The organism is Gordonia prachuapensis (genome assembly GCF_036350515.1).
Taxonomy (GTDB): Bacteria; Actinomycetota; Actinomycetes; order Mycobacteriales; family Mycobacteriaceae; genus Gordonia; species Gordonia prachuapensis.
In genome coordinates this window covers 15268-39252 of record NZ_JAZDUE010000014.1, presented here as the reverse complement: position 1 = coordinate 39252, position 23985 = coordinate 15268, and the positions used below count along the sequence as shown (strand labels likewise).

Below are 23985 nucleotides of genomic sequence, written 5' to 3'. Positions count from 1 at the left end.
TTCACGAGTTCGGGTCGGGCCGTCGGCGATTGCGCCGAATCATCTGCCGCTGGTGATCGCGGACCTCCTCGCCTGCCGCCGGTGACGCGACCCAACTGCCATCCGACTGCAGCTCCCAGCATCGCGTGCGCGGATCGAGTGCCGAGGCGAACACGTCGTTCAGCTCGCTGGTCAGGCGATGATCGCGCACCTGCACCATCACCTCGACCCGGCGGTCGAGATTGCGGTGCATCATGTCGGCGCTACCGATCCAGTACTCGTCCTGCGCCCCGAAGTACAGAACCCGCGAATGTTCCAGGAACTGGCCGAGAATGGATCGCACCACGATGTTCTCGCTGATGCCGGGCATCCCCGGACGCAGGGCACAGATCCCACGGACCACGATGTCCACCGGTACGCCGCTCTGCGACGCGCGATAGAGCGCGTCGATGACCTGCTCGTCGACGAGCGCGTTCGCCTTGACCTGGACCCGCGCCCGCGTATCACCCTGGAGATGCCGATCGATCTCGCCGTTGATCCGCTCGATGATGCCCGACCGGATCCCGTGCGGTGCCACGAGAATGTTGCGGTACTCCTTCTTCCGTGAGTACCCGGTCAACGTGTTGAACAGATCGGTGAGGTCGGCACCGATGTCGGGTGCAGCGGTGAACAGGCCGACGTCCTCGTAGAGCCGGGCCGTCTTCGGGTTGTAGTTTCCGGTTCCGATGTGGCAGTAGCGCCGGATGGACGAGCCCTCGCGTCGCACCACGAGGCACGTCTTACAGTGCGTCTTCAGGCCGACGAGACCGTAGACGACGTGCACACCTGCTTGCTCGAGTTGCCTGGCCCACTTGATGTTCGCCTGCTCATCGAACCTCGCCTTGATCTCCACCAGTGCGACGACCTGCTTGCCGGCGGCGGCTGCGTCGATGAGTGCGTTGACGATCGGGGAGTCGCCCGAGGTGCGGTAGAGCGTCTGTTTGATCGCGAGGACCTGCGGATCCGCGGCCGCCTGCTCGATGAAGCGCTGCACGCTGGTGGAGAACGAGTCGTACGGGTGATGGACGAGCACATCACCCTCGCGGAGGGTCGAGAACACACTCTTGGGAGTCTCGCGCTCGCCGAAGGCGGGATGGGTCGCGGGGACGAACGGCCGGTCCTTGAGCTGCGGACGGTCGAGTCCGTGAACCTCGAAGAGGCAGGAGAGGTCGAGCAGGCCGGGAACCTGGATGACGTCGTCGGGGTTCACGTCGAGTTCGCGCAGCAGGAGTTCGAGCATGTGCTCACTCATGTCGTCGGCGACCTCGAGGCGGACCGGGGAGCCGAACCGCCGGCGGGCGAGCTCGCGTTCGAGCGCCTGCAGCAGATCCTCGTCGCGGTCCTCCTCGACCTCGAAATCGGCATTTCGGGTGATCCGGAATGCGTGGTGCTCAACGATTTCCATACCCGGGAACAAATGCTCGAGATTCGCCGCGATCAGTGTCTCGAGTGGAAGCAAGATCGTCTGTTGGTCGTCCTTCTTGGACGGGTCGGAACGGCGCATCAGACTGTCGACCCGGATCAGTCGGCTGACGTTGTCGGGAACCTTGATGCGTGCGAAATGTTCGCCGCCCTCGTTGGCATCTCTCACCGTCACAGCCAGGTTCAACGACAGTCCGCTGATGTACGGGAACGGGTGCGCCGGGTCCACAGCCAGCGGGGTGAGAACCGGGAAGACATCCTCGTGGAAGTAATCGACCAGCCGTGCCTTCTGTTCCTGCGACAACTCGGCCCACGTGACCACATGTATGTCGTTGTCGGCCAAGGCCGGGTCGACCGAATCGAGGAACACCCGCGCGTGCCGGTCGGCGATGGTCTGGGTGCGGGCCGCGATTCGTCGCAACTGCTCGCGTGGGGACAGGCCGTCGGCCGAGCGCACCGACAGTCCCGTCTCGTCGCGTCGTTTGAGACCGGCCACGCGCACCATGAAGAACTCGTCGAGGTTGGACGCGAAGATGGCCAGGAACTTCGCGCGCTCCAGCAACGCGATGGAGGTGTCCTCGGCGAGCGCGAGAACGCGGGAATTGAAGTCCAGCCAGCTCAGTTCGCGATTGAGGTAGCGATCGTCGGGCAGGTCGGCGGACTCGTCCGGGACGAGTGTCGCCGCGGGCGGCGCACCGGGAATCGAGGTGACCGGCTGGGTGGCGATGTCGTCGGCAGGGCTCACCGTTCAATCATGACGCATCCCGCGCGGGCCTGAAGCGTTTGGTCACCGACATCGGTTCCGATGCCATCGCGGGTGCTCGCTCCGGCGCAGGATGTCGCTTCCCCAGCGCGGCCGCGGTGTGATGGCCCACACCCAATGCCAGGGCGGCGTCGAGGTCCTCGGCGGTGTCGACATCGGTCCGCAGGTCGGCCCACCGAAGGTGCTCGGGATCGAGTTCCACGGCGCCCGCCTCCCGGTGAGCGGCAGCCGAATCCGGGCCGAAGTGTGGCGGCTCCAAGATGTCGGATCGGCGCAACAGCAGCGTCGTCCCGGCGCCGTCGCGATCGGCGAGTACCGCCTGACGCATCCCGCGGGCCTGGATCACCACCGACCGGAAGCTGTCCGGGGTCGCGGCGGGCAGGTCTGCCTGCACGAGCATCACGGTCCGCGCCGTCGGCCAGCGCCGCCGGGCGACGGTGGCCGCGTCGGCATACGCCTGGTTGAGTCGGTCGAGCCCCGCACCGCGTCCCGCCGACTCCCGCACACTCGCCGCGCCGACTCTGTGCGCGGCAGCGAGGACCCCGTCGTCGGGGCTGATCACGACCGAGTGGTCGATGCCGGAGCGCCGCAGCGCGTCCATGGTGTCCAGCAACATCGCCAACACCAGTTCGCGGTGCAGTCCGTCGGATGCGGACGCCCGGCTCGCCGCCAGTCGTGTCTTCGCCTCACCGAGGCGCTTCACCGCCAGGACCGCGACGACGTCACCGAGGCGCGGCACGCCCGGGTCGGTCGGTGAGGTCGACGTCATGATGACCATGATGCCGATCCGCACCGGACGCGGTCACCCACACCCGCCGATCGGCCCTTGCACGGCTGTTCTTTCTTGCACCGTGAGACCACGCATTAGGGTGAGGTGCGAGGTCGGTCGGCGAAGGAGTTGCTCGTGCGTGCGGTGGTGATGGGTGCGGGATCGTGGGGAACCGCGATGGCGAAGGTCCTCGTGGACGCGGGTACGGATACCACCCTGTGGGCTCGACGACCCGAGTTGGCGGAGCGCATCACCCGCGACCACACCAATGCCGACTACCTGCCGGGTATCACCCTTCCGGACGGACTCTCGGCGACGAGTTCGGTCGGCGAGGCGATGTCGGGGGCCGATGTGGTGGTGTGTGCCGTGCCGTCGCAGTCGTTGCGCGCGAATCTCACCGACTGGATGCCCTACGTGGGCACCGACACGACCTTCGTGTCTCTCGCCAAAGGGGTGGAGACCAGCACGCTGCTGCGGATGACCGAGGTCATCTCCGAGGTGTCCGGGGCGCCCCGAGAGCGGATCGCGGCGCTGTCGGGCCCCAATCTCGCGCGGGAGATCGCGGAGGGGCAGCCGGCGGCGACGGTCATCGCCTGCGCGGACGAGGACCGCGCGCGCGATCTACAGGACGCATTCAAGACCCGCTACTTCCGGCCGTACACCAACACCGATGTGATCGGATGCGAGATCGGCGGTGCCGTCAAGAACGTCATCGCCCTCGCGTGCGGGATCGCCAGCGGTGTGGGGTTCGGCCAGAACACCCTGGCGACCATCATCACCCGTGGACTCGCGGAGACGATCCGGCTCGGTGTCGCGGTCGGTGCCCAGATCGAGACGATGGCCGGGTTGGCCGGGGTCGGCGATCTGGTCGCCACATGCTCGTCGCCGCTGTCCCGCAACCGGACGTTCGGCGCACACCTCGGCGAGGGCGCGACGATGCAGGAGGCGCAGGACGCCACCCACGGTCAGGTCGCCGAGGGGGTCAAGTCCTGCACGTCGGTTCGTGCACTCGCCGACAAGTACGACGTCGAGATGCCGCTGACCGACGCCGTGCATCAGGTGTGCCACTCCGGCCTGACCGTGGCGGATGCGGTGAGTTCACTCCTGGGCCGTCGTGCCAAGCCGGAGATCTACGACTGACCTTCCCGCCCTGCGAACGTTTTCTCATCCGAAGTCGAGCGGGCCGCGCGGCAGGGTCTCGTCGATCACGGCGGAGACGTCGGTGATCGGCCCGTTGCCGGCGTTCTCGGGAATCCACATCGCCACGTACGGGCGATGGTCGACACACACATAGGCCTGACCTGAGCCCTCGACGGTGTCGGTGATGAACCACTGCACGGGATGGATCACCTGCAGGTTGCTCGTCGGTGACAGCTCGTCGGGGCGGGAGATGCCGCAACGCAGTGTCACCGGATCGCCGTCGGACTCCGACGGCCACGTCACCGTGGTGCCCGCGACCTGCTTGTCGCCGAACCCGTCGAAGGTCTGGGGCACGGCGTCGATGAGCTTGGCACACTCGGCCGGAGCCGCCTCACCGGACACGTACGACTCGATGGGCGTGGTCGGTTCGGGTCGCAACGCGGCGAAGGTGATGAACCCGACGATCACCATCACCGGTATCGCCACGAGAGTCGCGATCAGCGCCGGGCTCAGTCGCGGACCGGTGCCGTAGCGAGATTGCTGGTCGTCCTCGGTCACGACGAACAGCGTAGGGCATCTCTCCCAATTCCCTTTGCGGGTCTAGGCGGCTCGTTGGCCCTCTGGCGGCGTTGTCGTCGGTCACGATAGCTGCCGCTATCGCTCCCTCCTCCGCCTTGCCAGAGAACCAACGACTCCGCCAATACCTCGCAGAGGAATTGGGAGACACGCCCTAATCCTCCGGGATTTGTCAGTGCTGGGGGCTCTGTACCACGGGGCAGGTCAGGGTACGGGTGATCCCGTCCACCTTCTGGATCTGCGGGACGACGTTCTCGGTGAGGTGTGTCGCGTCGGCGGCATCGACGCGGACGATGACGTCGTAGGGCCCGCTGACCTCTTCGGATGTGGCGACACCGGAGATCTCCGCGATCGTCGCCGCTGCCAGCGCGGCCCGTCCGACCTCGGTCTGGATCAGAATGTATGCCTGAACCACGCCCATCCTCTCGTCTGCGCCCGGGGTCCGGCTGTCGACCCGGTTTCAGTATTGTCGCTGACAACCCCATCCATGCGCGACTGGAACAGGATCGAGGAGATGTCGTGTCCGTCGGAGACACCGGGGAATCGGTTGACCGGTCGCGTTCGGTCGGCGAGGTCGGGGAGCGCCGCCTCATCGCCGAACTGACCAGGGCCGCCGTCGCTCTCGACTCGGCCGGCAGTCCGCCCGACATCGTGATCGGCTCCGGCGACGACGCCGCAGTGATCGACACCGCAGGTCCCACGGTCATCAGTACCGACACCGCGGTGCAGGATCGTCACTTCCGATTCGACTGGTCAGACGCACGCACGGTCGGCGCGCGGGCCGTGGTGCAGAGTGCGGCCGACATCGCCGCGATGGGCGGACGGGTGACCGGCACGGTCGTGTCGATCGGCTGCCCGCCGTCCACGACCGTCGGGACGGTGCTCGACCTCAATGCCGGGATCGTCGAGGCCACTCACCGGCTCGGCGGACGCGTGCTCGGCGGCGACCTGGTGGCCGCCGAGCAGGTGGTGTTGACGGTGACGACGATCGGCGCGCTCGACGGGGCGGAGCCGATCGTCGTGGGCGGGGCCCGGCCGGGTGACGTGCTCGCGGTCACGGGTGGTGCGTTGGGTGCCAGCGCCGCCGGGCTCGCGCTCCTCCTCGATGCTGAGGCTCGGGGCGCAGACGATCTCCTCACCGAGTATCCCGACCTGGTCCGGGCACATCGTCTGCCCGACCCCGACCTCACACAGGGTGCAGCCGCGGCCCGAGCTGGCGCCCACGCGATGACCGACATCTCCGACGGACTCGTCGAGGAACTGATCACGATGGCGGCTGCGTCGGGCGTGCAGTTGGCGGTCGCCAGCGACCTCATCCCCGCCGGGCCGGACATGCGTGCGGCCGCCGACCGACTCGGGGCCGATGACCGGGAGTGGGCGGTCGCGGGCGGCGAGGACCACGAGTTGCTGGCTGCTTTTCCCGACGGCGCGGTCCCGACGGGCTGGACACGGATCGGCGAGGTCTGCGAGGGGAACGGTGTGCTGGTGGACGGTCGGCCCGTCGAGGTACAGGGCTGGCAGTCGTTCGACTCCTGACACGTTGCACGAGGATCGCTCCCACGCGATGGCTCGAATGTGTCCGTCTGGATCACCGTGGAGCGCAGTCGGCCGGATTATCCAGTTCGCACCCGTCTCCGGTGACGTCCGTGGACGGATCGCCAGCATGCCCGTCATCGTCGGTTCGAGCGGGGTGTCTAGATTCGGTGCATGGCAATCTACGCACTCGGTGACCGTGAACCGACCATCGCCGACGATGTCTACATCCATCCGGACGCCGTCGTGATCGGCGATGTGGTCCTGGCCGAAGGGGTGTCGGTGTGGCCGACCGCGGTGTTGCGGGGCGATGCCGGGACCATCACCGTCGGACGCCGGACCAACATCCAGGACGGCACCATCATCCACTGCACACCGATGGACGCGACGGTCATCGGAGAGGAGTGCGTGGTCGGACACAACGCTCACATCGAGGGGGCGACGATCGGCGACCACTGCCTCATCGCCTCCGGATCGGTGGTGCTCAACGGGTCGACGATCGGCCGTGGTGCCATCGTCGGTGCCGGTGCGGTGGTGCCGTTCAAGTTCGACGTGCCGGAACGGACGATGGCGCTCGGGGTGCCGGCCAAGGTCCGCGAGGGCTACCAGGTGCCGGAAGGGCACATCGACCTCAATGTCGAGGTGTATCACCAGAACGCGAAGTACTTCCGCGAGTCGTTGCGGAGGATCGGATGACCGAACCGATGTCGGATTCGGTACCCCCGGCACCCAAGCCACTCGCCGAGTTGATCGACCCGGGGTGGGCCGAGGCGCTCGAGCCGGTCGCACCGGGCATCACCACGATGGGCCGGTTTCTGCGTGAGGAGAACACGGCCGGACGGGGCTACCTGCCGGCCGGTCAGAACGTGCTGCGCGCATTCACCAACCCGTTCGACGAGGTCCGGGTGCTCATCGTGGGCCAGGATCCGTACCCGACGCCCGGTCACGCCGTGGGCCTGAGTTTCTCGGTGGCGCCGGAGGTTTCGCCGATTCCGCGATCGCTGGCCAACATCTATCGCGAGTACTGCGATGACCTCGGGTACCCGATGCCGGCCAACGGCGACCTCACTCCGTGGGCGAGATCCGGTGTCCTGCTGCTGAACAGAGTGCTCACGGTCTCACCCGGGGCGCCGGCGTCGCACCGCGGCAAAGGCTGGGAACAGGTCACCGAGTGCGCGATCAAGGCACTGGTCGCCCGCAACGCCGAACCGCTCGTGGCGATCCTGTGGGGACGTGACGCGGCCGGCCTCAAGCAGTGGTTGCCCGACGTGCCGGTGATCGAGTCGGCCCATCCGTCACCGCTGTCCGCGAGCCGCGGCTTCTTCGGATCGCGGCCCTTCAGCCGGGCCAACGACGCCCTCGAGGATCTGGGCGCAGACCCGGTGGACTGGCGGCTACCCTCCTGAGCCTTTTCCCGACCTCCGCTCCCTGAGGAGCGAGCTTGCGAGCGTCTCCTGCTCCCTGAGGAGCGAGCTTCACGAAGGGGCGGCCCTTCGTGACGCACGCTCACTCCGTTCGCGGGCTCCTCAGGGACCGGGAGGGCGTTTCGGTCGCTCACGCCTTCCGGGCAGTTGCGAAATCAGGCTTGCGTTTGGCGACGAACGCGTCGACGCCCTCGATGCCCTCCGCAGAGGCCGACAGCGCCGAGATGGACTGGGCCTCGACGGCGAGCTGGTCGCCCAGGGTGGATGTCGCGGATCGGGTCAACAGCTCACGCGCGGCGCTGTCGGCGCGCCACGGTCCTGCGGCGATCTTCTCCGCTGCCGACCGGGCCGCGGATTCGACATCGCCATCGTCCACCACATCGGACAACAGGCCCCACGCGAGCGCCTTCTTGGCGTCGATGACGGGGTCGGTCAGGATGATGTGGCGCGCACGCGCGGCACCGACGAGGCGAGGGAGCGTCCACGTCATACCGCCGTCGGGCGACAACCCGATCCCGCGGTAGGCGGGCCGCATCTTGGTGGCGGACCCGCCGATCGCGACGTCGGCGTGAGTGACGATGCTCATCCCGGCGCCCGCAGCCCACCCCTTGACCGCGGCGACGACCGGCCGGTCGGCCTCATGGAGGGCATTGATGAACGCATGGAAGCAGTCGGCGATCTCGCGGAGGAAGGTCGGTCGGTGCTCCGCGGCCGCGAAATCGCGGACGTTGCCACCTGCACAGAAGTTGGCGCCGGGTCCCCGCAGGAGGATCGCACCGACCTCCCGCTCACCGCGGGCGACCTCCCGTAGCGCGGCAGCGCCGGCGAGCATGGCCGGGTCGGACAGCGGATTTCCGGGGCCGGCTGTGGAGACGTTGATCGTCAGCACGGCGTCGTCCTGGGTGACGAGTTCGGCGGGGGCGGTGACAGGATCGGCGGTCATGCTCTGCACACTAGCCGCAACGCACAAAGACCCGACTCCCAGGGCCGAGCGGTTGTTCGCTCGGGGGAGTCGGGTTCGGTGTGGTGTCGGGTTCGACGGGGTGCGGCTGATCACCGCACCGCATCAGACGCGAGCGGTCTTGCCGGCCTTCAGGCAGGAGGTGCACACGTTCTTGCGCTTGCGGTTCCCCGGCGCGACCTCGACGCGCACCGACTGAATGTTCGGGTTCCACCGGCGGTTCGTGCGCCGGTGCGAGTGCGAAACCGACTTGCCGAAGCCCGGTCCCTTGCCGCAGATGTCGCAGACGGCAGCCATCGTCGAACTCCCTTGTGTTGATGAAAAGTGGTCGTTGTTCTGCCTGCGAGTTCCGCGTTCGACGGCGGACGCCGACGGGTACAGTCGCAAGGCAACCCTGCAAGAATAGCCGCCCGGTGGCGACCCGGCCAAATCCGGGCCGTCGGTGGTGACCCCGTGGCTGTCGTCGCCCCCGAGTAACCTCGAGCACAGCGGGCGAGTGGCCGTCGCCCCTGCCAGTCACCACTGCCAACGGTAAGGGGTTTCATGGAGTCGGTGTTCGACGGTGGTCTCATCCGCACGATGAACCCGGATCTCCTGCGGGATTGGGCGCACACCGCAGTCGACGGACTCGAGACGTTGCGCGGCGAGATCAACGACCTGAACGTCTTCCCGATTCCCGATTCCGACACCGGCAGCAACATGCTGTTCACCATGCAGGCGGCGGCCGACGCTCTCGGTTCCCTCCCGGCGGATGCCTCGACGGCTGCGGTCGCCCGTGCGATGGCGGATGCGGCGGTCGCCCAGGCGCGCGGCAACTCCGGCATCATCCTGTCGCAGGTGCTGATGGGCCTGGCCGACGCGGCAGAGCTGATGTCGGACGAAGCGCAGCTCACCTTCAATCACCTGTGGTCGGCCGGTCTCCGACTCGGATCGCTCGCCGCGGTCCGCGCGGTGAGCGATCCGCGTGAGGGGACCGTCCTGACCCTCATCCGTACCGCCGCCGTAACCGCGGGCGCCCATGTGTCCGAATCTGCCGGTGACCTCGCCCGGGCCGTCGCCGATGACTGTGCCGACGCCCTGGAACGGACACCCGAGCAGTTGCCGGAGCTCGCGGAAGCCGGTGTCGTCGACGCCGGCGGCCGCGGCTTCCTCGCGCTGGCGGACGCGATGGTCGCGGTGTTGACCGGTGTCGCGCAGCGGCGCCGTCGGTATCGCGGGATTCTCATCGGCGGCGGCGAGCCCGGCCATCAGGACAACGACACGTGCAGCGGCGGCAGCGACATGGATTTCGAGGTCATGTATGTCCTCGACGGTGCCGCGGGCGAGAAGGTCGGTTCGCTGCGCAAAACCCTGAACGACATCGGTGACTCGGTGGTGATCGTGGGTGACAGCTCGTCCGGTGGCGAGCGGTTCTCCGTCCACGTGCACACCAGCGATCCCGGGAAGGCCGTCGAGGCGGGCGTGGTCCGCGGCCCGATCTCGGAGGTCCGGATCAGTTGCTTCGCGCTCGATGCGCTGCGGGCGCAGGCCGACTCCGCCGAGCCCCCGCCGCGGCACAAGCGCGCCGTCATCGCGGCGGTGACCGGTGAGGGCGCCGACGAGTTGTTCACCGAGGCGGGTGCGGCGGTGGTGCGGGCCGACGACGGACTCACCCCGGATGCGCTCACCGCCGCCATCCGGGCCGCCGACAGCGCACACGTCGTCGTCATGGCCAACGGCAAGCTCAGCTCCCAGGACCTGGTGTCCGTGACTGCCGCCACCCGTTCCGCACAGCGCTCGGTCGTCTTCCTGCCGACGTCGTCGATGGTGCAGTGCCTGTCGGCGCTCGCCGTCCACGACCCCACCGAGGCGCCCGATCCCGACACCTATGCCATGGCCGAGGCGGCTGCGGGTACCCGATGGGGTTCGCTGGTGCGGGCCGACAGCCGCATCATGACCTTGGCCGGGACCAGTGAGGTGGGCGACGTCTTGGGCATGATCGGCTCCGACGTCCTGGTGATCGCCCCCGATCAGACGGGCGCCGCCACGGCACTGGTCGACCTGATGCTCGCCACCGGCGGCGAGATGGTCACCGTGATGGCCGGTGCCGGCGTCGACGACTCGGCGCTGGACGCGCTGACCGAGCAGATGCGGCGCAGCTACGCCGGGGTGGAACTCGCGATCTACCGGACCGGCCAGGCCGACCAACTGATGCAGGTGGGTGTTGAGTAATGGTCGCGATGGCCGACGGGCTCGATGCGGTCCTCGAGGCGAAGGTCGTGTCGAAGATCGAGACGCTCGGGATATCCACGGTCGGCGAGTTGCTGCGGTATGCCCCGCGCCGCTACGTGCGGCAAGGCCAGCTCTCCAACGAGAACGACCTTCCGGTGGAAGAGGATTGGCTCACGGTCGTCGGTCGGGTCACCGGCTCGAAGATGGTCCCGATGCGCAAACGTTCGGGATCGTTCCTGAAGGTCACCGTCACCGACGACAGCTATACGTACCAGGCCAACTTCTTCAATGCGCGGTTCATCCAACACCGGATCAAACCCGGAGCGCGGGTGATGATGGCGGGCAAGGTCAAGATCTTCCGTGGGCAGATACAGCTATCCCACCCCGAGTGGGCGGTGTTGCCCGACGGCGAGCCCGAGGTGGATCGCGTGGTCGGGTCGGCGATGCTCGCGGAGATGCTGGGCGCCGAGGCCGAGGAGTTGGCGAACTCGGGTGGTGTCGAACTGATGGACCGACCCATCATCCCGATCTACCCGGCCACCAAGGACATCCAGACGTGGACGATCGGAACCGCGATCGCGCGCACGTTGGTCGCCGTCGAGTCCGGTGGCGAGATACCGCCGGACGCGCTCACGCCGGAGCAGCGCGATGCCCGCGGGCTCGTGAGCACCGAAGCGGCGCTGCGCGGAATCCACCTCCCCGACACCGACGACGACATCGAGTCGGCCCGCGCCCGGTTGAAGTTCGATGAGGCGATGGCCATCCAGACCGTGCTGGCGCAACGACGGATCGCCGGCCGCACCGAGAACGGGCCGTCCTGCCCGCACGTCGAAAACGGGCTCGAGGACCGGCTGCTCGCGCGTCTCCCGTTCACCCTGACCGACGGACAGCAGGCGGTGGTGGCCGAGATCGCCGACGACCTGGGCCGTGACACCCCGATGAGTCGTCTCCTGCAGGGCGAGGTCGGTTCGGGTAAGACCCTGATCTCGCTGCTGGCGATGCTGCGTGTCGTCGACAACGGACATCAGTGCGCGATGCTGGCGCCCACCGAAGTCCTCGCCGCGCAGCACTTCCGCACGATGACCACGATGCTGGGCGATCTCGCCCAGGCGGGCGAGCTGACGGCCGCCGACCGCGCGACCAAGATCGCCCTGCTCACCGGTTCGATGAAGACCGCGGGCCGGCGGCAGACGTTGCTCGACGTGGTGACCGGCGAAGCCGGCATCGTGGTGGGCACCCACGCGCTGCTCGAGGAGAACGTGGACTTCTTCGATCTCGGCATGGTGGTGGTCGACGAACAGCACCGGTTCGGGGTGGAGCAGCGGGACACGTTGCGCACCAAGCGGAAAGACTCCGGGATGCCGCACTTTCTGGTGATGACCGCGACGCCTATCCCGCGGACCGTGGCGATGACGGTGTTCGGTGACCTCGACACCTCGGTGCTCACCGAGTTGCCCCGCGGGCGGCAACCGATCAAGACCTCGGTGGTCCCGATGCGCAACGCGTCGTGGGTGGATCGCGCGTGGGCACGGGCCGCCGAGGAGATCGCGCAGGGCCGTCAGGTCTATGTGGTCTGTTCTCGGATCGGCGATGACCCCGGTGGCAAGAAGTCCAAGCGGGCCGCCGAGGGGCCGGAACAGACGAGCGTCTCGGTGCTCGACCAGTACCAGGAATTGCTGACCGGACCGCTCGGTGAACACCGCATCGAAATGCTGCACGGAAGATTGCCCGCCGACGAGAAGAACGCGGTGATGGACGCATTCGGTCGCGGCGAGATCGACGTCCTCGTCTCCACCACCGTCATCGAGGTGGGCGTCGACGTGCCGAATGCCACGATGATGGTCATCGTCGATGCCGATCGCTTCGGGGTCAGTCAGCTGCACCAGCTGCGTGGTCGTGTCGGCCGTGGCGGTCATCCTGGTCTCTGTCTGCTGATGACGACCGCGCCGCCGGTCTCGCAGGCGATGCAGCGGCTGAAGGCGGTCGAAGGATCCACGGATGGATTCGAACTCGCCCGCATCGACCTCGAACAGCGCCGAGAAGGTGATGTGCTCGGTTCGATTCAGTCGGGCGGGGTCTCGTCGCTGCACTTCCTGTCGTTGCTGTCGGACGCCGACGTCATCGCCGACGCCCGTGAACTCGCCGACGAGATCGTCGGTGTGGATCTGCCGCTGGCCGATCACCGACCTCTTGCCGATCTCGTCGACGCGGTGCTCGTGCCCACCAAGGTCAAATACCTGGACAAGTCGTAGCCGGAGAACGGAACGCCGAGCGGCCCGGCGACGTCCAAGAAGTATGGAGTCGACTGCAGTCTGGCCGGTGCGCTGGTGGCTGGTGCTCATTGCAGGCGTGGCGACGACGGTGATCGTCGCGGCGGGCGTGATCGTCGCGGACCGCGACGGTCCGAGCGATCCGGCGGTGGCGTCCCAGGCGCGTCAGGCGATGTCCGCGCTGGCCCGGGTGGCTGTGGTCGGGGAGCGGGCCCCGCGGTCGGACTACCAGCGTGAGGCATTCGGCACCGCGTGGACCGACGCCGTCACGGTCGCCGGCGGTGCCAACGGCTGTGACACCCGAAACGATGTCCTGACAAGAGATCTCGTCGACGTGCAGCTCTCGGTCATCGACTCGTGCCCGCGGGCGGTGATGTCCGGCGAGTTTCGCAGCCCGTACACGGGCGAGTTCGTCGTCTTTCGCCGCGACCGACGTGCAGGTGCGGTCCAGATCGACCACATCGTGCCGCTCGCCTATGCGTGGGACATGGGTGCGTGGGCCTGGCCGTGGGCGGCGCGAGCCAATTTCGCGAATGACACGGCGAATCTGGTTGCGGTGGATGCGGCGTCGAACCTGGCCAAGTCCGACCATGAACCGGCTCGCTGGCTGCCGCCGAATCGGACTTTCCACTGCCAGTATGCGATTCAGTTCATCGCGGTGACCGTGTCGTATCGGCTGCAGGTCGATTCGCCGTCCGTCGACACCCTGGCAGCCGTTCTCCGGCGATGCGGCGGGTAGTGACGCGCCGCGGGCACAAGAGAATGAGGTAGTGCGCTACGCGTGTGGCCGACGGGCAATGTGGCGATGGTCGGTAGACCACAGCCACTACTCGCCGGAAGGCTCCCTATGTCCATCATCGAAGAACCCACCACAGTGTCCTCCATCGCCGACATCGACAAACGCACTGTCGAGATCGCCCGACCCGGTGACCCCGACCTCGGGCAGCTCGCCGAGCTGCCCGGAACGTGGGCGAACGAGCCCAACCTCGTCGGACGCGGGTGGAATCTCATCGCGCTGCCGTTCGCGACCCCGCCGGGGGAGGGCTTCAATTACCGCGTGCTCATGAACCAGTACAACGAGGTTCTGAAGTTCAGCCTCGTCGACAAGAACGTCCCGAATCGGGGGATCTCCCGCAACGGGACGACAGTCGAGGCCGATCAGGAAGTCGGTGCGCTCGACTACGAGCAGGCGATCAAACAGATTGCGGCGGCGGACTTCCCGGTGAGCGGCCTCGCGGGCAACCCCGATGCCGGTATCCACCACGAGCCGGGTCTGTTCCTGTTCATGCAGGATCAGACGAACGGCGGACCCACCATCGGTCGCCTGGCGACCGTCCCGCACGGTGATTCGGTACTGGCCCTGGGCAACGCCGAGACCACGCCGGGGCCGCCGCGGATCGATCCGGTGAACGCCCTGCCGATCGGGGTGGACGACGACCTGGACTCGCCCTATCTCGCGCCGTACAAGCACTTCGTCGACACCCACTTCCAAGGCATCTTCGATCCGCTCGACTCCTCGGGGCTGCTGGCCGACGCGAACAACGGAGTGAACATCATCGAGACGACCACCATCGAACTCGACACCACAACCGCCACCGGCGGGATCTCCAACATCCCCTTCATCGTCGCCCAGGCGAACGCGACCGAGATGAAGTCGACGTTCTGGATTCAGAAGGTCGACGACAACGGCACGATCAAGTGGCGGCTCCAGTACATGCAGGTGGTCATGCTCGACTTCTTCGAACGTCGCGACGGCGGACCGGGACTCATCAAGTGGCCGCACATCAGTTTCAACACCATGGAGAAGGTCAGCGACGACACCTCGTCGAGCTCGCCGGCCGTGGAGTTCATGCGGCACTGAGGAAGCGTGCCGAGAACCACGTGTCAGGCATCGCCCTCGCGAAGAGGACGACCGCGTTGGGCGGAGACGAATCGCGCACACAGGAGCGCCACCGCGACGATCGCCGAGCACATGGCGATGAACGCGCCGGCGTATCCCAACGTGCCGACGAACCAACCGAATCCGACGGCACCGAGGCCGAGACCCCCGTCGTAGGCGATGTTCCAGATGATGCTTGCCGTCCCACTGCGGCCGGTGCCGAGCCGCTGCATGGTCAGGACGAACGAGTCGTTCTGGCTGGAGCCGAAACCGAGACCGAGGAGGCCTGCGCCGAGGACGAGCAGCCAGGTAGGCCCGTCCAGCGACAAGGAGATGAGAAGGCAGCCGAGCGCACCGATGAGGGCCGACGGCACCAGTAGGCGCCCGGCGCCGCGCCGGTCTCCGACGAAGCCGGCGAGCAGTCGACCGGCAACCAGTGCCGCCGATGCGGCGAGGAGAGCGAACGCGACCGTCGCCGCGGTCGGGCCGGCGAGTGGAAGGAAGGTCGTCGCGGCGCCGAACGCGCCGGCGATCATCAGGAACACGATGATGGGGATTGCGATCGGGCGCACATCTCCGGCCGAGGGGACCGCGAATCGTCCGCGTAACCGCCCGGGCAGCCAACAGGCCACGAAGGCGCCGCAGAGGCTTGCCGCGCCCGCGACGGCGAAGACCGCGGTGTAGCCGAAGACATCTGCGGCCCACACGCCACCGGCCAGCGCACCGACGTTCGGCAGTGCTGCGGCCGCTCCGTAGTAGGCGGAATACGAGGACAGCTTCCCGGGGCCGGCGATCTCGGCTGCGACGATCGCGCCCGCGATCACGACGAACGCGAATCCGATGCCACGGATCACGGTGATGGCCAGGATCGCGGACGTCTCCGCCGACAATGCGTACAGCGGGGTGGGCGCACCCAGAAGTGCCGAACCGGCCACCACCATCGTGCGCAGTGAAAGATGGCGAAACAGCCACGGCATCGACAGTTGGGTGAGCACGGTGGCCGTCATCATCGCGCCGGTGACCGATCCCACCACGACGCTGCCGGCACCACCGTCGGCCGCCCACATCGGTACCACCGGTAGGAGCGCGGCGTAGTTGACGAAGGCCAGGAACGTCGCGATCAACAAGGCCGCCAGCGTTGGCGGTCGGGACTGTCCGGCAGCACCGTCGCCGGCATCCTCGGTGCTGCGCGTTGTCATGTGGACCAGCGTCGGTGCCGGGCGGCCGTCGCGTCAAATACGGCCGGCGGCTGTTCAGGCCGCGTTGAGCATTGCGCGTAGCCGGGTTTCTACGACGCTGACAGTGTCCGGCACATGGCCGATCGCGGGTGGTGCGACCGATTCGTGCACGGCACCGGTGGGTGTCTGGATCTCGATGCGATGCCCACCTGGCGCATCGATCACCGCATACCGCCAACCGTCGGCTTCTTTCGCCCTGTTGTGCGTCCGGCAGGCTCCGTCACCGTTGGCCCCGGTGGTCGCGCCGCCGTCGCGATGCGGATGCGCGTGATCGATCTCGGCGATCGGAGCGCCGCAATACGGTGTGCGGCAACATCGGTCACGCATCGCGACGAAATGCGCCAGGGACTTCGGGAACGTCCGTGAGCGAGCGTCCATGGACACCAGTGTCCCGTCGGCGGGCCTCGCGAAGAGTCGTCGGATCGTTGACAGGGTCTCGTTGTCGTCGGCGGTGCCGTCGGCGATCATCTGCCGCGCAAGATGGCCCGGGATCGGGCCGAATCCGGGGACCTCGGCGGCCTCGTCGCTGTCGGTGAGCAGTGTGCGTTCCGACATCACGACGTTGACCGCGACCGGCACCTTCTCGGCCGACGACTGGCCTGTCACGCGCTCGACGAGGGTGTCGGCCATGATCTGCGGGTGGGTGCGGTCATCGGCACCGACGATCGAATCCGCGTGCTGCTTGAGCGAGGCATAGACTGCGACCCCCTGTTTCATCGGAAGCAGCGCCGACAGCGTTGTCATCAGGTCCGGTGCCGGCCGGACACCGACCCGACGGTCCTTCTCTGCGCGCGCCGATCGTGCGACCACCGCGTGGGGGTCGAGTTCATAGGCGTGCTTCTTGGCCAATGCGTCGAGTGCGCGATCGCTGACCCCGTCGAGAGTGGAGCTGTCAGCACAGATTCGCCGGTCCATCTCCTCGCGGGTCTCCCGGGTGAGATATGCGGTCTCCCGGACCAGGATGGTCGCGCGCCATTCGGTCAGCTCACCGGACGTCAGTGCCCGCATCGTGTGCGGCATCTCGTCGGTGAGGGCCCGGGCGAATCCGAGGAACTGCGCGCCTTTGCGGGGTGACGCCTTGCGCGCCAAGCCGATCTCCGCGGACAGGCCACGGCCTCGGCGCTTCATCGGGACGTTCCGGAGGTCCTCGTCGGATGCCCGGAGTTCGATGACCCGCGCGGTCTCCCGCACCTGGGCCGCGGCGCAGGCCGATTTCAGTTCCTCCAGAACGGTCAGACGCGACATCGCATCGGCTTCGGATTCGCCAACGGTCATCGCGGCCAGCGCGTCGACGAACAATCGCAGGTCGTCGGTGGACATGTCCGAATGCAGGTCGCCGGCAGCAGGCGGTGCGGGCAGAGTTGCCGTCATGCTGATCCCCCCGAACCATCGACGCATCGAACGTATGTTCTAATGTACGCGGTCCGGCCGCCGTCCGCAACCGTCGGGATTGGGCGGCCTCCGGACGCACCGCTACTCTGGTGGGCGACATGTTTCCGCAGGCGAAGTCGAGGATTCCATGAGTGCACCCACCGCCGATTCCGGCGTGGTCGCGACCGATGTCGAGCAGGTTGTCACCGACCTGGCGAAGGCCGCGCGGACCGCGTCGCGTGTCCTGGGCGGGATGACGACGGCGGCGAAGAACGATGTCCTGCTCGCCGCGGCCGATGCCATCGAGGCCGCCGAGGACAGCATCCTCGCCGCGAACGCCGCCGACGTGACGCGCGCCGAGAACGACGACACCGAGGCGAGTCTGATCGATCGCCTGCGTCTGACGCCCGAGCGCATCACCGGTATCGCCGACGGTCTCCGGCAGGTGGCGGTGCTGCCCGATCCGATCGGCACCGTGGTGTCCGGTAAAACACTGCCCAACGGCATGGAACTGCGGCAGGTGCGGGTGCCGCTCGGAGTCGTCGGGATGGTCTACGAGGCCCGACCCAACGTGACCGTCGATGCCTTCGGCATCGCGTTCAAGTCGGGTAACGCCGTCTTGTTGCGTGGGTCGTCGTCGGCTGCCGACTCAAACGCAGAGCTCGTCCGGATTCTGCGTGAGGTGTTGCGCGACAAGGGCGTCAATGCCGACGCGGTGGCGTTGCTGCCGAGTGCGGATCGCTCGAGCGTCACCGCTCTGATCCGGGCCAGAGGGCTCGTCGACGTCGTGATCCCGCGCGGCGGTGCGGGCCTGATCAACGCCGTCGTCGCGGGCGCCACGGTCCCGACCATCGAGACGGGCACCGGAAACTGCCACGTCTACGTCCACGCGCTCGCCGACCTGGATGTCGCGACGCGGATCATCCTGAACTCCAAGACCCGGCGGCCGAGTGTGTGCAACACGGCGGAGACGGTCCTCGTCGACAAGGCCGTCGCCGCCGACGCGTTGCCGAAGATCTCGCAGGCGTTGCAGGCCCAGGGTGTGGTCATCCACGGCGATGAGCCCGGCATGGAACCGGCCACCGAGCAGGACTGGGCCGAGGAGTACCTGTCGATGGACATCGCGATGAAGGTCGTCGACGATCTCGACGCCGCGGTATCGCACATCGACACCTACGGCACCGGACACACGGAGGCGATCGTCACGACCGATCTCGCCGCCGCACGCGAGTTCACCTCCCGTGTCGACGCGGCCGCGGTGATGGTCAACGCCTCCACCGCGTTCACCGACGGCGAGCAGTTCGGTTTCGGAGCCGAGATCGGCATCTCCACTCAGAAACTCCATGCCCGTGGACCGATGGGGCTGCCCGAACTGACATCGACCAAGTGGACCGTCTGGGGCGACGGACACATCCGGCCCGCGTGATGGCGGAAGCCAGCATCGTGGCCGGCGGTCCCAGCACCGTTCCGTCCTTCGCCGATGTCCCCGACGTCGTCGCGCGCCTGCGTGAGACGGGTTATCTCGCCGACGACGCCACCGCCACCTCCACCTACCTGGCCGACCGTCTCGGCAAGCCGCTGCTCGTCGAAGGTCCGGCCGGTGTCGGCAAAACCGAACTGGCCCGCGCGATCTCGCAGGCAACCGACGCCGAGTTCATCCGCCTGCAGTGCTACGAGGGGATCGACGAGGCGCGGGCACTTTACGAGTGGAACCACGCCAAGCAGATCCTGCACATCCAGGCCACCGGCACCCGTGACTGGGACGAGGCGAAGAGCGACATCTTCTCCGACGAGTTCCTGCTGCCCCGTCCGCTCCTGCGTGCGATCTCCCGCTCCGAGCCCACCGTGCTGCTCATCGACGAGGTCGACAAGGCCGACGTGGACGTCGAAGGTCTACTGCTGGAGGTGCTCAGCGATTTCGCGGTGACCATCCCCGAAATGGGCACGGTCGCCGCCACCCGGCGCCCGGTGGTCATTCTCACCTCGAATGCGACCCGAGACCTCTCCGAGGCGCTCAAGCGTCGCTGCCTGTACCTCTACATCGACTTCCCCGACGCCCCACGTGAGCGGGAGATCCTCGCGTCGAGGGTCCCGGGGTTGCCCGACGCGCTCGCCGCCGAACTGGTGCGGGTCGTCGGGGTGCTGCGGACCCTCGACATCCGCAAGAAGCCGTCGGTGGCCGAGACGATCGACTGGGGCAACACGCTGTTGGCCCTCGGCGTCGGAGAATCCGGTGGCGGTGCCACCGGCGCACTCGACGACGGCCTGATCGCCCGCACCCTGGGGGTGGTGCTCAAGCACCGTCCGGATCTCAAGACGGCGTTCCGAGAACTCAAGTTGGGCTGATGGCCGGGCCTCCGGAAGCGTCTGTCGCCCAAGATATTCCACTCATCGGGCACCTCACCGGGTTCATCGACGAACTGCGGGCCCGGGGCATCGTCGTGGGTCCGTCGTCCCTGATCGACGCAGCGCAGGCGATGGAGGTGCTCGACCTCCTCGACCGCCGCTCGCTGCGGGAGGGCCTCGCGGCCACCCTGATCAGCGATCAGATGCACCGCAGGGTGTTCGACTCCGTCTTCGATCTCTGGTTCCCGCTGGGAACCGGTGCGCGGACCGCCGTCACCGACCTGCCGCGCACCTCCGACGGCGAGGTCGACGTCGAGGCGATGCGCGAGATGGTGGCCGATCTGCTGGCCGATGACTCCGCGGACGCCGAGGGGCGCCTCGCGCAGATGGTCGCGCTGATCGTCGATCAACTGGGGCGTTACGAGTCGACCCGGGGCGAGGCATACTCCGCCTATCAGGCACTGTCCCAGGTCAATCCGCAGACGCTCATCGCGCGGATCGCCGCCGCGATGGCCGGCGGCGACGACGATGATGTTCTCGGAGACCGGCCGGGAACCGAACCGCGCTATCGGCGTGCCGCCCGCGCCCGGTCGATGGAGTTGCGCGCCGCCATCGAGGCGGAGACGCAGCGGCGGATGGCAGGCGCCAAGGGGCGCGATCGGGTCGCCGACTACGCGGTGCCCCACCTGCCGGAGAACATCAACTTCCTGTCCGCGGGCGCCAACGACCTCGCCGAGATCCGCCGCACGATCGCACCGCTCGCCCGGCTGCTCGCGGCGAAACTGGAGATCCGTCGTCGCCGCTCGCATCGGGGGAGTGTCGATGTCCGCAAGACCCTGCGGGCGTCGATGTCGACGGGTGGTGTGCCCATCGAACTGTCCCATCGCAAGCCGCGGCCGGGACGCCCGGAACTGACGATCATCTGCGACGTGTCCGGCTCCGTCGCCGGGTTCTCACAGTTCACGCTGCGCCTCGTGTACGCACTGCGTCAGCAGTTCTCCAAGGTCCGGGTGTTCGCCTTCGTCGACACCGTGGACGAGGTCACCGACTTCTTCGACCGGGGCAACGACGACGAGGATTTCGGTGCCAACATGCACCGGATGATCAGTACGGCCCGGATCAGCACGCGTGATGGTCATTCCGACTACGGCAACATGCTGAAGGGATTCGTCGAGGAGTACGGCGACTCGCTGACCCACCGGGGAGCGCTGTTGATCCTCGGTGACGGTCGCACGAACTACCACGACCCCCGCCTCGACTCACTGCGCGACCTCGTCGACCGCGCCCGCCACGCATATTGGCTCAACCCGGAGGCTCGCCGGAACTGGGGCGTCGGCGACTCCGCCGCCACCGAATACGCCGAGGTCATCGAGATGTTCGAATGCCGCAACGCCACGCAGCTGGGGCGGGCCATCGCGGACCTGCTGCCGGTGTGATGCGGTGCGGGTCGCCCGGTGGCGTGTCGCCGACCGCGTAAACTCACACGTCATGGCCACCGACCGGGAGTCGTCCACCCAACCGCGCGCTCGCCGCATCGGCATCATGGGTGGCACCTTCGACCCGATCCACAACGGCCATCTCGTCGCTGCGAGCGAGGTCGCGCACCGGTTCTCTCTCGACGAGGTCATCTTTGTCCCGACCGGTCGGCCGTGGCAGAAGCTGGGCGAGGACGAGTACGGCCGGGTGGTCGATGCGACCCGCGCGGTGAGTCCGGCCGAGGACCGATATCTGATGACGGTGATCGCGACCGCATCCAATCCGCGGTTCAGTGTCAGCCGCGTGGACATCGAACGCGATGGGGACACCTACACCGTCGACACGCTGCGTGACCTGCGCGCGCACCACCCGGAAGCGGAGCTCTACTTCATCACCGGCGCCGATGCGCTCGAGTCGATCCTGTCCTGGCAGGACTGGGAGGGCCTGTTCGACCTGGCACATTTCATCGGCGTGAGCCGACCCGGCTACGAACTGCATGCGAAGCACCTCGCCCAACACCTCGAGGCGCTGCCCCCGGACACCCTGCAGATGCTGGAGATCCCAGCCCTCGCCATCTCCTCCACCGAATGCCGCGCCCGTGCGGCACGCGGACGTCCCGTCTGGTACCTGGTTCCCGACGGTGTTGTTCAGTACATCGCCAAACGGAAGCTGTACCGTGCGCCCAAGGCATCCTCGCCCGGCGTTTCCGCCCCCTGACCACTACTCACATTCCACGACGGAAGGACCCCAGTGACTGCCTCGGCCGAAGCGCTGCAGATGGCCACCGTGGCGGCACTCGCCGCCGCCGACAAACTAGCCCACGACGTCACCGTCATCGACGTGTCCGAACAACTCGTCATCACCGACCTGTTCGTGATCGCCTCCGCCGACAACGAACGCCAGGTGACCGCGATCGTCGACGAAGTCGAGGACAAGCTCCGTGAGGCGGGATACAAACCGGTCCGCCGGGAGGGAACTCGCGAGGGCCGGTGGGCCCTGATCGACTACGCCGACATCGTCGTGCACATCCAGCACACCGACGAACGCCAGTTCTACGCGTTGGAACGACTCTGGAAAGACTGCCCGGTGGTCGACGTGGAAGGCCTGCAATGAGCGGTGGACCGGACAGTCACGACACGTCCGTGGAACGTCTCACGCCGGTGGTCCGGCGCCTGATCCTGTTGCGGCACGGGCAGACCGGGTACAACGCGACCAGTCGGATGCAGGGCCAGCTCGACACCGAGCTGTCCGAACTCGGCCGCCGGCAGGCCGAAGACGCCGCCGGTGCGCTCGCCGGGCGGATGCCGATGGTCATCATGTCCTCCGACCTCATGCGGGCTCGCGACACCGCCGAGGCTCTGGCGCGAAAGACGGGACTGACCGTCACCGACGACGTCCGCCTGCGCGAGACGCACCTGGGTGACTGGCAGGGGATGACCCACCTCGAGGTGGACGCTGCGATGCCCGGCGCACGCCGCATCTGGCGGGACGACGCAACCTGGTCGCCGCCGCGCGGTGAGAGCCGGGTCGATGTCGCCCGCCGCGCCGTTCCGGTCGTCGAGGAACTCGTCGACAAGCTCGATGACTGGGGTAGCGGCGAGCGCCCGGAAGCGCCGGTCGTGCTGGTGGCGCATGGCGGCGTGATCGCTGCGATGACCGCGGCTCTGCTCGATCTGGACCAGGGGTCGTGGCCGGTGTTCGGTGGACTGGCCAACACCAGTTGGGTGCAACTGTCCGGTCACGGCGTCCCGGGTAGCCCTCCGCGCTGGCGGCTCGACGTCTGGAACGCGTCCGCCGAGGTCGCCGACGCAGGCGTGCAGTGACGATTCTCGTCCTGTCGGACTCGTTGGCCTACTACGGTCCGAACGGAGGACTGCCCGCCGACGATCCCCACATCTGGCCGAACCTGGTCGGAGCCGGCTGCGATCGTGAGGTTCGACTGTTCGGGCGGATCGGCTGGACCAGCCGCGACGTCTGGTGGGCGCTGACCCAGGACCCGAACATCTGGGCGGCGGTGCCCACCGCCGAGGTGGTGGTGCTGGCGTTCGGCGGGATGGACAGCCTGCCGTCGCCGCTGCCGACCGCGCTGCGCGAGCAGATCCGCTACGTCCGCCCCGCACGGCTGCGTCAGGTGGTGCGCGACGGCTACCAGTGGCTGCAGCCGCGGCTGTCCAAAACCGGGTGGCCGGTGGCATTGCCACCCAAGGTGACCGTGGAGTACCTAAACAAGATCGGCTCGGCACTCACCCAGTTGCGGCCGGACCTGCCCATCGTGCTGTGTCTGCCGCCCACCCATCGCAGCCCCTACTACGGATACGTACACAGTGGCCGCATCCCGACCACCGCGGCGATGGATCAGTGGGCACGGCGCCGCGGCCTGCCCGTCGCGGACTTCTATCCGGCCACCCGTGAGGCGTTTGCGTCGGCCCCCGGGTCGATGAACCCCGATGGCATCCACTGGGGTTTCGACTGCCACCGCGAGATCGCCGACGAGGTGATCCCCATCGTCCGACACGCGCTCGGCGAAGCCGCTCCTGCGCCGGCCGGGCGGGCGTCGGGCCGCCACGGAACCGACCAGCTAACGTAGA

The 23985-nt window shown here is 67.6% G+C and carries 23 protein-coding genes; 15 read left to right on the top strand and 8 right to left on the bottom strand.

All coding sequences use genetic code 11. From position 1 onward, the window contains the following. Position 1: 1 nt before the first annotated feature. Together V1Y59_RS16675 and cofC are read right to left on the bottom strand one after the other, a co-directional pair. Complete coding sequence (locus V1Y59_RS16675; protein ID WP_330506070.1) at positions 2-2185, bottom strand: RNA degradosome polyphosphate kinase; 2184 nt, start codon at positions 2183-2185, stop codon at positions 2-4. 7 nt (positions 2186-2192) lie between these two features. Continuing rightward, the gene (cofC, locus tag V1Y59_RS16670; protein WP_330506069.1) at positions 2193-2972 is read right to left on the bottom strand and encodes a 2-phospho-L-lactate guanylyltransferase; all 780 of its coding nucleotides are present in this window, start codon (positions 2970-2972) and stop codon (positions 2193-2195) included. Positions 2973-3107: 135 nt separating this feature from the next. Here cofC and V1Y59_RS16665 point away from each other — a divergent pair, with 135 nt between their 5' ends. Further along, positions 3108-4112 (top strand): NAD(P)H-dependent glycerol-3-phosphate dehydrogenase, encoded by a 1005-nt coding sequence (locus V1Y59_RS16665; RefSeq protein WP_330506068.1) that lies wholly within the window; start codon positions 3108-3110, stop codon positions 4110-4112. A gap of 24 nt (positions 4113-4136) precedes the next feature. Here V1Y59_RS16665 and V1Y59_RS16660 read toward each other — a convergent pair whose 3' ends face one another. Both V1Y59_RS16660 and V1Y59_RS16655 read right to left on the bottom strand, forming a co-directional pair. Next, entirely contained in the window at positions 4137-4679 is a 543-nt protein-coding gene (locus V1Y59_RS16660; protein ID WP_431309206.1) for a DUF3515 domain-containing protein, read from the bottom strand. 181 nt (positions 4680-4860) lie between these two features. Next, positions 4861-5109, bottom strand: coding sequence for an Lrp/AsnC ligand binding domain-containing protein (locus V1Y59_RS16655; RefSeq protein ID WP_330435023.1), 249 nt, complete (start codon positions 5107-5109; stop codon positions 4861-4863). A 98-nt stretch (positions 5110-5207) separates the two neighbouring features. On the opposite strand from V1Y59_RS16655, the gene thiL reads away from it, so the two are divergent. The 3 genes from thiL (at position 5208) to V1Y59_RS16640 (ending at position 7627) form a co-directional block, all read left to right on the top strand. After that, positions 5208-6224, top strand: a complete 1017-nt coding sequence (gene thiL / locus V1Y59_RS16650; protein WP_330506066.1) for a thiamine-phosphate kinase — start codon at positions 5208-5210, stop codon at positions 6222-6224. A 171-nt stretch (positions 6225-6395) separates the two neighbouring features. Beyond that, entirely contained in the window at positions 6396-6917 is a 522-nt protein-coding gene (locus V1Y59_RS16645; protein ID WP_330506065.1) for a gamma carbonic anhydrase family protein, read from the top strand. Next, on the top strand, positions 6914-7627 hold the full coding sequence (locus V1Y59_RS16640) for a uracil-DNA glycosylase (protein WP_330506064.1): 714 nt from the start codon (positions 6914-6916) through the stop codon (positions 7625-7627). The genes V1Y59_RS16645 and V1Y59_RS16640 overlap by 4 nt, the downstream gene beginning before the upstream one ends. Positions 7628-7775: 148 nt before the next feature. On the opposite strand, the gene V1Y59_RS16635 is transcribed toward V1Y59_RS16640, so the two are convergent. Together V1Y59_RS16635 and rpmB are read right to left on the bottom strand one after the other, a co-directional pair. After that, entirely contained in the window at positions 7776-8588 is an 813-nt protein-coding gene (locus V1Y59_RS16635; RefSeq protein ID WP_330506063.1) for an enoyl-CoA hydratase/isomerase family protein, read from the bottom strand. A gap of 123 nt (positions 8589-8711) precedes the next feature. Next, the gene (rpmB, locus tag V1Y59_RS16630; RefSeq protein ID WP_124706538.1) at positions 8712-8903 is read right to left on the bottom strand and encodes a 50S ribosomal protein L28; all 192 of its coding nucleotides are present in this window, start codon (positions 8901-8903) and stop codon (positions 8712-8714) included. A gap of 246 nt (positions 8904-9149) precedes the next feature. Here rpmB and V1Y59_RS16625 point away from each other — a divergent pair, with 246 nt between their 5' ends. The 4 genes from V1Y59_RS16625 (at position 9150) to V1Y59_RS16610 (ending at position 14948) form a co-directional block, all read left to right on the top strand. Next, positions 9150-10817, top strand: coding sequence for a DAK2 domain-containing protein (locus V1Y59_RS16625; protein ID WP_330506062.1), 1668 nt, complete (start codon positions 9150-9152; stop codon positions 10815-10817). Further along, complete coding sequence (gene recG, locus V1Y59_RS16620; protein WP_330506061.1) at positions 10817-13069, top strand: ATP-dependent DNA helicase RecG; 2253 nt, start codon at positions 10817-10819, stop codon at positions 13067-13069. Before V1Y59_RS16625 ends, recG begins: the two co-directional genes overlap by 1 nt. A gap of 43 nt (positions 13070-13112) precedes the next feature. Then, the gene (locus tag V1Y59_RS16615) at positions 13113-13826 is read left to right on the top strand and encodes an HNH endonuclease family protein (RefSeq protein WP_330506060.1); all 714 of its coding nucleotides are present in this window, start codon (positions 13113-13115) and stop codon (positions 13824-13826) included. A 108-nt stretch (positions 13827-13934) separates the two neighbouring features. Next, positions 13935-14948, top strand: a complete 1014-nt coding sequence (locus V1Y59_RS16610; protein ID WP_330506059.1) for a heme-binding protein — start codon at positions 13935-13937, stop codon at positions 14946-14948. Positions 14949-14971: 23 nt separating this feature from the next. On the opposite strand, the gene V1Y59_RS16605 is transcribed toward V1Y59_RS16610, so the two are convergent. Next, positions 14972-16165: an MFS transporter gene (locus tag V1Y59_RS16605; RefSeq protein ID WP_330506058.1), complete on the bottom strand. Its 1194-nt coding sequence runs from the start codon at positions 16163-16165 to the stop codon at positions 14972-14974. Between the two features lie 54 nt (positions 16166-16219). Beyond that, the gene (locus tag V1Y59_RS16600) at positions 16220-17479 is read right to left on the bottom strand and encodes an HNH endonuclease (RefSeq protein WP_330506174.1); all 1260 of its coding nucleotides are present in this window, start codon (positions 17477-17479) and stop codon (positions 16220-16222) included. Positions 17480-17723: 244 nt separating this feature from the next. Here V1Y59_RS16600 and V1Y59_RS16595 point away from each other — a divergent pair, with 244 nt between their 5' ends. From V1Y59_RS16595 to octT, 7 genes are read left to right on the top strand one after another with little or no spacing between them, the layout of a single operon-like run. Further along, positions 17724-19001, top strand: a complete 1278-nt coding sequence (locus V1Y59_RS16595) for a glutamate-5-semialdehyde dehydrogenase (protein WP_330506057.1) — start codon at positions 17724-17726, stop codon at positions 18999-19001. Beyond that, a complete protein-coding gene (locus tag V1Y59_RS16590; protein WP_330506056.1) occupies positions 19001-19921 on the top strand; it encodes an AAA family ATPase in 921 nt (306 codons plus the stop codon). Before V1Y59_RS16595 ends, V1Y59_RS16590 begins: the two co-directional genes overlap by 1 nt. Then, entirely contained in the window at positions 19921-21357 is a 1437-nt protein-coding gene (locus V1Y59_RS16585; RefSeq protein WP_330506055.1) for a vWA domain-containing protein, read from the top strand. The genes V1Y59_RS16590 and V1Y59_RS16585 overlap by 1 nt, the downstream gene beginning before the upstream one ends. Before the next feature lie 52 nt (positions 21358-21409). After that, positions 21410-22114 (top strand): nicotinate-nucleotide adenylyltransferase, encoded by a 705-nt coding sequence (gene nadD / locus V1Y59_RS16580; protein ID WP_330506054.1) that lies wholly within the window; start codon positions 21410-21412, stop codon positions 22112-22114. 33 nt (positions 22115-22147) lie between these two features. Beyond that, positions 22148-22510: a ribosome silencing factor gene (gene rsfS, locus V1Y59_RS16575; RefSeq protein ID WP_330434996.1), complete on the top strand. Its 363-nt coding sequence runs from the start codon at positions 22148-22150 to the stop codon at positions 22508-22510. Next, positions 22507-23220 (top strand): histidine phosphatase family protein, encoded by a 714-nt coding sequence (locus tag V1Y59_RS16570; protein ID WP_330434994.1) that lies wholly within the window; start codon positions 22507-22509, stop codon positions 23218-23220. Before rsfS ends, V1Y59_RS16570 begins: the two co-directional genes overlap by 4 nt. Continuing rightward, entirely contained in the window at positions 23217-23984 is a 768-nt protein-coding gene (gene octT, locus V1Y59_RS16565) for a diglucosylglycerate octanoyltransferase (RefSeq protein ID WP_330506053.1), read from the top strand. Before V1Y59_RS16570 ends, octT begins: the two co-directional genes overlap by 4 nt. The last annotated feature ends 1 nt before the right edge of the window (position 23985 follow it).